At 63.9% G+C, this 9,881-nt stretch carries 8 protein-coding genes; all 8 read right to left on the bottom strand.

Translation table 11 applies throughout. The features are described from left to right. The coding region (locus ACR0NY_RS15415) for a molybdopterin-dependent oxidoreductase (RefSeq protein WP_480771290.1) at positions 1-839 on the bottom strand (839 nt) is incomplete at its 3' end. Beyond that, positions 839-1,171, bottom strand: a complete 333-nt coding sequence (gene nirD / locus ACR0NY_RS15410) for a nitrite reductase small subunit NirD (RefSeq protein ID WP_170369349.1) — start codon at positions 1,169-1,171, stop codon at positions 839-841. The genes ACR0NY_RS15415 and nirD, both read right to left, overlap by 1 nt. Continuing rightward, positions 1,168-3,603, bottom strand: a complete 2,436-nt coding sequence (gene nirB, locus ACR0NY_RS15405) for a nitrite reductase large subunit NirB (RefSeq protein WP_170369347.1) — start codon at positions 3,601-3,603, stop codon at positions 1,168-1,170. The genes nirD and nirB overlap by 4 nt, the downstream gene beginning before the upstream one ends. A 4-nt stretch (positions 3,604-3,607) precedes the next feature. Further along, the gene (locus ACR0NY_RS15400; RefSeq protein WP_170369345.1) at positions 3,608-5,287 is read right to left on the bottom strand and encodes an ABC transporter ATP-binding protein; all 1,680 of its coding nucleotides are present in this window, start codon (positions 5,285-5,287) and stop codon (positions 3,608-3,610) included. Positions 5,288-5,292: 5 nt separating this feature from the next. After that, the gene (locus ACR0NY_RS15395) at positions 5,293-6,375 is read right to left on the bottom strand and encodes an ABC transporter permease (protein WP_170369343.1); all 1,083 of its coding nucleotides are present in this window, start codon (positions 6,373-6,375) and stop codon (positions 5,293-5,295) included. 72 nt (positions 6,376-6,447) lie between these two features. After that, the gene (locus tag ACR0NY_RS15390) at positions 6,448-7,815 is read right to left on the bottom strand and encodes a CmpA/NrtA family ABC transporter substrate-binding protein (RefSeq protein ID WP_093963080.1); all 1,368 of its coding nucleotides are present in this window, start codon (positions 7,813-7,815) and stop codon (positions 6,448-6,450) included. A gap of 294 nt (positions 7,816-8,109) precedes the next feature. Beyond that, on the bottom strand, positions 8,110-9,279 hold the full coding sequence (locus tag ACR0NY_RS15385; protein WP_170341980.1) for an ABC transporter substrate-binding protein: 1,170 nt from the start codon (positions 9,277-9,279) through the stop codon (positions 8,110-8,112). After that, complete coding sequence (locus ACR0NY_RS15380; protein ID WP_170341425.1) at positions 9,276-9,860, bottom strand: ANTAR domain-containing response regulator; 585 nt, start codon at positions 9,858-9,860, stop codon at positions 9,276-9,278. The genes ACR0NY_RS15385 and ACR0NY_RS15380 overlap by 4 nt, the downstream gene beginning before the upstream one ends. Positions 9,861-9,881 lie beyond the last annotated feature (21 nt).

Here is a 9,881-nt window from a genome sequence, read left to right as displayed (position 1 = left end):
GGGGTATTGATCCATAGATCGAAAAAGGCGGCGAGTTTTTCGGCGGGCAGGCCGGTTTCCGAGATCTGGTCGTTTCCGGCCGTTTCCAGAGCGGCTTCCAGACCCGAGGTTTGCTTCACGAAGTCCGGGTCCACGGCCCCGCGCCGATGAATCTCGGTCAGCAGCCCGTTGAACAGCGCCACGTCGCTGCCCGGGTTCAGCGCCAGATGCAGATCGGCCTGATCGCAGCTGGCGGTGCGGCGCGGGTCGATCACCACGATCCGGGTGCCGCGCGCCTGCCGTGCCGCCAGAACGCGCTGATACAGAACCGGGTGGCACCACGCCAGGTTCGACCCGACCAGCACCACCAGATCGGCCTGATCCAGATCCTCGTAGGTACCGGGCACGGTGTCGGTGCCAAAGGCCCGCTTGTGCCCGGCCACGGTCGAGGCCATGCACAGCCGGGAATTGGTGTCGATATTGGCCGATCCGATGAAGCCCTTCATCAGCTTGTTGGCCACGTAGTAATCCTCGGTCAGCAACTGCCCCGAGACATAAAGGGCCACGCTGTCGGGACCATGTGCTGCGATCGTTTCGCGGAACCGGTCGGCCACCAGTTGCAGCGCGTCGTCCCAGCCCAAGTCCCGGCCAAAGGCGCGCGGGGCCAGCAGGCGGTGGTCCAGCCCGACCGTTTCACCCAGCGCGGTGCCCTTGGAACACAACCGTCCGAAATTCGCCGGGTGGTCCGGGTCGCCCCGCACGGTCAGACCGCCGGCCCCGTCCGGGCGCAGCAGCACGCCGCAGCCCACGCCGCAATAGGCACAGGTGGATCGGACCTCGGGCAGGTTCGAGCCGTCCATCAGGCGGCGCTCCGCTCGGTGATGGCGCGGGCGTCCAGCAGGATGCGCCCGCCCTCCAGCCGAACCGGATAGGTGGTGATCCGTCCTTCGTCCGCGCCTCGGGCCTCGCCCGTATTCAGGTCGAACACCCAGTTGTGCAGCGGGCAGGTCACCGACTGGCCATGCACGATGCCTTCGGACAGGGGGCCGCCCTTGTGGGGGCAGGCATTGCTGGCCGCGAACAGTTCCGCCTCGGCCGTGCGGAAGATGGCGATGCAGCCAAGACGGGTTTTCACCAGACGGGCGCCCCGCAGCGGCACGTCGTCGATATGTCCGATGTCGATCCAGCTCATTCCGCGGCCTCCAGGGTGAAATCTGCAATTGGGGCATAGCTCGGCGCCTTGTCGCGCACATGCTCGGCCCAGGGGTCTTTGCGATAGATGCTCTGCGACAGCTCGAACCGCTCGACCAGGGCCCGGCGGTTTTCGAGGTCGTCGACCACATTGGCCCTGACCCAGTCCATGCCGACCTTGGCCAGCCATTTGTACAGCCGGTCCAGATACTTGCCGCCCTCGCGATAGGCCTGGGTGACGGCCATCACCACCTCGATCGCCTCGTCCTCGGTCGGGACCTGGCACAGCAGTTCGGTTTCCTTGACGTCCATCCCGGCCGCCCCGCCGATGCCGATCTGATAGCCCGAGTCCACGCAGACCACGCCGATATCCTTGCAGGTCGCCTCGGCACAGTTGCGGGGGCAACCCGAGACCGCCAGCTTGAGCTTGTGCGGTGTCCACGATCCCCACAGGATCTGTTCCAGCTTGATGCCAAGGCCGGTGCTGTCCTGGGTTCCGAAGCGGCAGTGATCGGTGCCGACACAGGTTTTGACCGTGCGCAGACCCTTGGAATAGGCGTGCCCCGAGACCAGACCGGCCCGGTTCAGATCGGCCCAGATGGCGGGCAGGTCCTCGCCCTTGACGCCCAGCAGGTCGATGCGTTGACCGCCGGTGACCTTGACGGTGGGCACGTCGTATTTCTCGGCTGCGTCGGCGATGGCGCGCAGCTCGGCCGGGTTGGTGATGCCGCCCCACATGCGGGGCACGACGCTGAAGGTGCCGTCCTTCTGGATGTTGGCGTGTTTGCGTTCGTTGACGAACCGGCTTTGCGGGTCGTCCTGATACTCCAGCGGCCAGTCGGCCAGCAGGTAATAGTTGATCGCCGGCCGGCAGACATGGCAGCCATTGGGCGTTTTCCAGCCCAGCTCCTGCCAGACGGCGGCCTGGCTTTTCAACTCTTGCGCCTTGATCAGGCGGCGCACGTCCTCGTGGGTCAGATCGGTGCACCCGCAGATCGGTTGCGCCGCCGGCATCTGGAACTCATCGCCAAGCGTGACCTGCAGGACCTGTTCGACCAGACCCGTGCACGTTCCGCAGGATGCGCTGGCCTTGGTGCTGGCGCGCACGGCGGCCAGATCGGTGGCGCCGGCGGCGATCGCCTCGACGATGGTGCCCTTGCATACGCCGTTGCAGCCGCAGATCTCCGCCTCAGGCGGCAATGCTGCAACGGCTGAGAGAGGGTCCGCGGTGTCGCCCCCCTGGTAGGCCGGGCCAAAGATCAGCGTGTCACGCATCTCGTCGATGTCGGTGCCGTCCTTGATCAGGCCGAAAAACCAGCTGCCATCGGCGGTGTCGCCATACATGACCGCGCCGATCAGGCGGTCGTCTTCAATCACCAGCCGCTTGTAGACCCCGCGCGCCGGGTCGCGGAACACGATGTCCTCGCGTCCCTCGCCCTCGGCGAAGTCTCCGGCGCTGAACAGGTCGCAGCCGGTGACCTTCAGCTTGGTGGCGAGTTCCTTGACCACGAATGCATCCGGCTGGCCCAGCAGGGTATTGGCCACGACCTTGGCCTGATCGTAAAGCGGCGCCACCAGGCCGAACAGGTGGCCGTCGAATTCGACGCATTCGCCCACGGCCAGCACATCCGGGTCCGAGCTTTGCATCTGCGCGTTCACCTCGATCCCGCGGGCCACGTCCAGCCCGTCATCGGTGGCCAGCCGGGTTTCGGGGCGGATGCCGACGGCCATCACCACCAGGTCGGCGGGCAGCGTCTCGCCGCTTTCCAGCAGCACCGCCTCGGCGCGACCCTCGCCCAGAATGGCCTTGGTCGAGGCCTGGGTTCGCACGGTGATCCCCCGCCTTTCCAGATCCTTGCGCAGCAGGTATCCGGCGGCCTCATCCAGCTGCCGTTCCATCAGATGGCCCATCAGGTGCACCACGGTGACGGTCATGCCGCGCTCGGCCAGCCCCGCCGCGGCCTCGAGCCCCAGAAGCCCGCCGCCAATCACCACCGCGTTGCCACCCTTGGCGGCCGCGTCGATCATCGCGTTGGTGTCGTCCAGATCGCGATAGGAGATGACGCCGGGCAGGTCCTTGCCCGGAACCGGAATGATGAACGGGGCAGAGCCGGTGGCAATCAGCAGCTTGTCATAAGGGACATGGCCGTTTTCGCCCTCGACCACCTTCGTCTCGCGGTCGATCTTCACCACATGCTCGCCAAAGCGGCAGGCGATGCCCCGCTGCGCGTACCAGTCGCCGTCATGGGTGACGATGTCCTCATAGGTCTTCTCGCCCGAAAGAACCGGGCTGAGCATAATGCGGTTGTAGTTTCCGCGCGGTTCGGCGTTGAACAGGGTGATGTCGAACGCATCCGGCGCGGTCTCGGTCAGATGTTCAAGCACGCGGCCCGACGCCATCCCGGCACCGATCACGACAAGTTTCTGTTTCATGGGGTCACTCCGCTGCAATGGCCTTGGGGGCGGGCGATTTCGGCTTGGCGCCGTGTTCGTATTCTTCGAGGAAATCCAGCACTTCCTGCCGGTAGGCGTAATAGTCGGGATGTTCGAGCAACGCCTTGCGGGTGCGCGGGCGGGGCAGGTCGACGCGGGTGATCTTGCCGATCGTGGCCTGCGGGCCATTGGTCATCATCACCACCCGGTCGGCCAGCAGGATCGCCTCGTCCACGTCATGGGTGACGCAGATCGCGGTGACCTTGGTGCGCGACCAGACCTCCATCAGAACCTCCTGCAGCTCCCAGCGGGTCAGGCTGTCGAGCATCCCGAAAGGCTCATCCAGCAACAGCAGCTTGGGCGACAGGGCAAAGGCCCGGGCGATGCCGACGCGCTGTCTCATGCCGTTCGACAGGTCGCTGGCCTGCTTGTCCATCGCATCGGCCAGACCGACGCGTTCCAAGTAATACTCCACCACGTCCTGCCGTTCGGCCTGGCTGGCGTTCGGATAGACCTTGTCGACACCGATCGCCACGTTCTCTTTCGCGGACAGCCACGGGAACAGGTTGGGCGACTGGAACACCACCGCGCGTTCAGGGTCGGCACCTTCGACGTGGCGGCCATCCAGCTTGATCGCGCCTTTGGAAATCTCGTTCAGCCCCGCCGCCATGGTCAGCACCGTGGATTTGCCACAGCCCGAATGACCGATCAGCGAGATGAACTCGCCCTTGTCGATCTTCAGGTCGAAATCCTCGACCACGGTCAGCGGCCCCTTGGGCGTGGGATAGACCTTGTGCAGTTGCGAGAAATCCAGGAACCGGCTGTCGATCATGCCCTTCTGCGCCTCGGTCACGGCGGCGGGCACACCGTGGATCGGCGTGACCTCGGGCAGGATGCGGGTGCCTTCGACCTTGGCCTCGATCCCCACATCCATCAGGTATTTGGTGACCTCGGCGCGCAGGCGCTTGAAGGTTTCATCGGTGTTCATCGCCGCCCGGTCGCGCGGGCGCGGGATCGAGACGCGGAACTCCTGCCCCAGCGTGCCGTCGGGGTTCAGGGCGATGATCCGGTCGGCCAGGATGATCGCCTCGTCCACGTCATTGGTGATCAGCACGCAGGTCTTGCGGTCGGCTTCCCAGATGTGCTCGATCTCGTCGGCCAGGTTGGCCCGGGTCAGCGCGTCCAGCGCCGACAGCGGCTCGTCCAGCAACAAGACCTCGGGGTTCATGGCCAGCGCCCGGGCCACGTTGACCCGCTGGCGCATCCCCCCCGACAATTCGGCCGGCCGGCGCGCCGCGGCGTGGCTGAGGCCGACCATCTTGACGTAATGGGCCACTTTCGCGGCCTTCTCGGCCTTGGGCAGGCCCGGAAAGACCGTATCGACCGCCAGCCCGACATTGCCGCTGACCGTCAGCCACGGCATCAGCGAGTAGTTCTGAAAGATCACGCCGCGTTCCGGCCCCGGCCCCTTGATCGGCGCGCCCTTGAAGGTGACCTGCCCGCGGCTGGGCATGTCCAGCCCGGCCATCAGGTTGATCAGCGTGGTCTTGCCGGTGCCGGAAAAGCCCAGGATCACCAGGAACTCGCCCTCCTGCAATTGCAGATCGATGCCGTTCAGAACATCGGTGCGCCCGGTGCCTTCGCCAAAGGATTTCGAGACGTTTTCGAAGCTGAGAATGCTCATTACGCTCACCGGTTGTTGGTAAAGGTAAACAGGGACTGCAGCGCGTACATCACCCGGTCCAGCAGGAAGCCGATGATGCCGATGGTAAAGACCGCCACCATGATCCGGGCCAGCGAGCTGGACGAGCCGTTCTGGAACTCGTCCCAGACGAATTTGCCCAGGCCCGGGTTCTGCGCTAGCATCTCGGCCGCGATCAGAACCATCCAGCCCACTCCAAGCGACAGACGCAGCCCGGTGAAGATCAGCGGCAGCGCCGAGGGCAGCACCAGCTTGGTGATCTTGGTCCAGGTGTTCATCTTCAGAACCTTGGACACGTTCACCAGATCCTTGTCGATCGAGGCCACGCCCAACGAGGTGTTGATCAGCGTGGGCCACAGCGAACACAGCGTCACGGTGATGGCCGAGATCAGGAAGGATTTCGCGAACCAGCCGTCATTGGTGACATAGACGGCCGAGACGATCATCGTCACGATCGGCAGCCAGGCCAGCGGCGAGACCGGCTTGAACACCTGGATCAACGGGTTCAGCGCCGCGTTTGCGGTGGGCGACAGCCCCGCCGCGATGCCTAGCGGCACCGCCACGACCGTGGCGATCAGGAACCCGAAGAACACGGTTTTGATCGAGGTCCAGATCTGCTGGTAGTAAGACGGCGCGCCGGTATAGGCGACCTGCTTGACCTCGTCCGCGCGGCCGGCCTCGATCAGCTTCTGGTTCCGCTTTTCGACCATCGCCTCGAACTTGGCGCGTTTGGCGGCCTTGGCCTGCGCGTCCTGGTGCAAGGTGACCATTTCCTTCCAGACCTGCGCCGGGCCGGGCACCGCCCCAAGCGAGGTCTGCACCTTGGGCGCCAGCGTCGCCCACAGCAGCAGAAATGCGCAGATCGACAGGATTGGCACGATCAGCAGCCGCCAGATCTCGGCCATCTGGGCGCGGGGATTGTCGCCGGCGGCGGCCTTCACAACCGGGGTGACCCAGCTGAGGCCCAGCACCTGGAACCATTTGTCGGCGGCGTTGATGCGGGTGAAAAGACGGGCGCGGCGCGCGTCCCGTGCGGCGTCTGCGTTGAATTCCGGATCGACCGTTGTCATCTGATGCGTCCTTGCGATGGCGGGGCGTTTCAGGGGCCCTGCCCGACCGCAGCCGGGCAGGGCGGTTCGGGGTCAGCCTTGGACTTCGGTCCCGACGACCTTCTGGTCGCCCTTCAGGCCGATCGGCAGGCTTTCGAGATAGGCGTTCGGCGCACGGCCATCGAAGGGAATGCCGTCGATGATGTCCTCGGCCGGGGTGGGTGCCTTGTAGCCGTCGCTGTCCCAGGGAAAGTCGGCCTCGTCCGCCAGGCCTTCCTCGACCAGAAGGCGCGCGGCCTGCAGATAGATCTCGGGCTTGTAGACCGACTTGGCGACCTCGTCATACCAGCTGTCTGCCTTGGCTTCGGGGATCTGCCCCCAGCGGCGCATCTGTGTCAGGTACCAGACCGCGTCGGAATAGAACGGATAGGTCGCGTTGTACCGGAAGAACACGTTGAAATCGGGCACCTCGCGCTTGTCGCCCTTTTCGTATTCGAACGTGCCGGTCATCGAGTTGGCGATCACCTCGTAATCGGCCCCGACATATTCCGGGCGGCTGAGGATCTCGACCGCCTCGGGACGGTTGGCATTGTCGTTCTCGTCCAGCCACATCGCCGCGCGGATCAGCGCCTTGGTTACGGCCAAGGTGGTGTTCGGGTATTCCTCGGCGAATTCGGCGGTGATGCCGAATACCTTTTCAGGGTTGTTCTTCCACAGCTCGTAGTCGGTGATGACCGGAACGCCGATGCCCTTGAACACCGCCTGCTGGTTCCACGGCTCGCCCACGCAATAGCCATGGATCGTGCCGGCCTCGAGCGTCGCGGGCATCTGCGGCGGCGGGGTGACCGACAGGAACACGTCCGCGCCGATCTGGCCGGTCACGTTTTCGGGGCTGTAATAGCCCGGGTTCAGACCCCCGGCGGCCAGCCAGTAGCGCAGTTCGTAATTGTGGGTCGAAACCGGGAACACCATCCCCATGTTGAAGGGCTTGCCCTCGGCCCTGTACTTCTCGACCACCGGAGCCAGCGCCTCGGCGCTGATCGGGTGCTGCGGGCGGCCGTCGTCCATCACCGGGATGTTGGGTTTCATCTCTGCCCAGACCTCGTTCGATACCGTGATGCCGTTGCCGTTCAGGTCCATCGAGAAGGGCGTGATGATATGCGCCTCGGTTCCATAACCAATGGTCGCCGCCAGCGGTTGACCGGCCAGCATATGCGCACCGTCCAGCTGGCCGCCGATCACGCCGTCCAGCAGAACCTTCCAGTTGGCCTGCGCCTCGAGCGTCACGAACAGGCCTTCGTCCAGGAAATACCCCTGCTCATAGGCCACGGCCAGCGGCGCCATGTCGGTCAGCTTGATGAAGCCGAAGGTCAGTTCGTCCTTTTCCAGCTCCAGCATTTCTGCGGTGGCCGGCGCAACAAGGGCTGTCGTCGCAACAAGACTCAGAATGAGTTTTTTCATCTTTGTTCCTTTCGGTCCGGCCCAAACCGGGCTGGGTGGCGACCCGAGCAACGTTCGGGCCAAAAAAAAGCCGCCGACACACACCGCCGGAAGGAGAAGGCGGTTGGTCGAGCGGCTTTGCTCAGAAGTTTTGCCCAAGACATCGGGCGAATTCCTACGGTGGGCGACGTTGCCTGCCGTTGTCCTGATAAACGCACCGGTGAGCAGATGAGTCATCCAAAATTGACGGCCATCAGGCGAAAATTCTGCAACGCAGCATTATTTGACGCTGCAGTGCAAAAAAATTAGGCGCACTTACTGGGAAGGCTCAAATATCCGACTGTCGAAAAAGACATTTCGCGGCAACATCAGCTTTCCGCCCGGCCCGGCCATTAGCGTCGGGTCGTCGCCGGCACCCTCGGGCTTTTCAGATTCGATGGGCATGACAACACCGATTCCCTGCAGCTCGCGCCGATACAGGTCACTTTGGAACACATCGGCCGCCGTACGCTCGGCATTTGACGGATCAAGACCATATCTTCGCGCCATGTGATGCGCGATCCATTTGGCTTGACTGCGCCAAGGAAAGCCCGTTGCTCCTTCATGAAAAGTGACAAACCGGTCGACCTGACGCTGATCACCGCGCGCTGAAATCGCAAATTGACCGGTCAATGCCCGGTCGACCAGGTCCGCCGGAACATCCAGGTATAGCCTCTGCGCCAGCATCTCCGACGCCGTAGTCAGGCTATCGGGATTTGAAAGCCACCGGCCCGCCCGCCAGATCGCCCGCAGCAATGCGCCTGTCAGATGTGGTTCCGTCTGTGCCCAATCCGTTCGCACGGCCAGGACCTTTTCCGGGGCACAGGACCAGATCGCGTTTCCCGGCAGCAGGAGCGCACCCACCCGGTCATCGACGGAAAACGACCCCCAGGGCTCACCCACGCAGAAAGCATCGATCTCACCGGCGGCCAGGGCCTGGGCCATCAGCGGTGGGGGAACGGTGCGGATCTCAACCTGGGTCGAGGCGAGTTCCGTGCCGCTGACCCAATATCGCAGCAGTTCCACATGCATGGAAAACGGAAACGGAACCCCGAAGGTCAGCGTTCCACCGGCCGCTTTTGCCAATGCCGCTCCGGCCGCAGTGGCGTTGCTGAAATCGAAGGCATAGCCATTTTCGCGCAGCCGCGCCTCCAGTTGGCGGCCAACGCCGATCACGTTTCCATTGACCGACAGGACCGATACGGCCGAAAGGGGCGTGACGATCCCCCCAAGCCCCAGCGCCATGGCCACCGGGACAGGGGACAGCAGATGTGCCGCATCAACATGTCCGAAGGCCAGCATGTCCCGCAACGAGGACCAGGACGGGGCGGGGCGCAGGTCCAAGGAGATGCCCTCGGCCTGATCATATCCCATCTCGTGCGCCACGATCAGGGGGGCCGCATCGACCAACGGCATATAGGCCGCTCGGAGCGAGACCGCCCTCATGACAGCAGCCCCGAAGCGGTCACCAAAGCCTCGGCAACATCGGCCACCCGACGATTCTGATTCATGGCGGTCTTGCGCAGCAGGGCATATGCTTCATCTTCCTGAATGCCCTTTGCTTTCATCAACAGCCCTTTCGCGCGGTCGATCACCTTGCGCTCTTCCAATGCGCGTCGGGTTTCCGCCAACTCGGTCCGCATCTGGCGCAGTACTTGGAAACGGGCGATGGCGGTGTCGATGATGGGCTTGACCCTTTCGGGATGCAGACCGTCGACGACATAGGCCGAGACACCTGCTTCGACCGCAGCTTTGGACAGGCCGCCTGCAGCCCCGGATACGAACATGGCAACCGGCCGCTCCATCGGGCCGGAGGCGGTTGTCAGTTCTTCAAGCATGTCCCGAGATGGATTGTCGATGTCGATCAGAACGACATCGGGATTGTGGACAGCAATCTTGCGCGGCAATTCAGACACGCCATCGATCACGTGCGCCTCGACGCTCCCCGCCGCTTTCAGGGCCTCGAGGATCGCATCGGCGCGGTCCGGGTTCTGTTCGACTACAACAACGGTCAACGTTTGGTTCATAACATCGAACTGACCAAGCCG

The sequence above is a fragment of the Ruegeria sp. BJ5 genome, from assembly GCF_056537865.1.
Note: the sequence above shows the minus strand (reverse complement) of the source record. Positions and strands in the feature narration are given on the sequence as shown.

What these genes read in the sequence shown, in the direction of transcription:
- nirD (WP_170369349.1), bottom strand. Translation starts at nt 1,171, where the DNA reads ATGAGCTGGATCGACATCGGACATATCGACGACGTGCCGCTGCGGGGC.
- nirB (WP_170369347.1), bottom strand. Translation starts at nt 3,603, where the DNA reads ATGAAACAGAAACTTGTCGTGATCGGTGCCGGGATGGCGTCGGGCCGC.
- ACR0NY_RS15400 (WP_170369345.1), bottom strand. Translation starts at nt 5,287, where the DNA reads ATGAGCATTCTCAGCTTCGAAAACGTCTCGAAATCCTTTGGCGAAGGC.
- ACR0NY_RS15395 (WP_170369343.1), bottom strand. Translation starts at nt 6,375, where the DNA reads ATGACAACGGTCGATCCGGAATTCAACGCAGACGCCGCACGGGACGCG.
- ACR0NY_RS15390 (WP_093963080.1), bottom strand. Translation starts at nt 7,815, where the DNA reads ATGAAAAAACTCATTCTGAGTCTTGTTGCGACGACAGCCCTTGTTGCG.
- ACR0NY_RS15385 (WP_170341980.1), bottom strand. Translation starts at nt 9,279, where the DNA reads ATGAGGGCGGTCTCGCTCCGAGCGGCCTATATGCCGTTGGTCGATGCG.
- ACR0NY_RS15380 (WP_170341425.1), bottom strand. Translation starts at nt 9,860, where the DNA reads ATGAACCAAACGTTGACCGTTGTTGTAGTCGAACAGAACCCGGACCGC.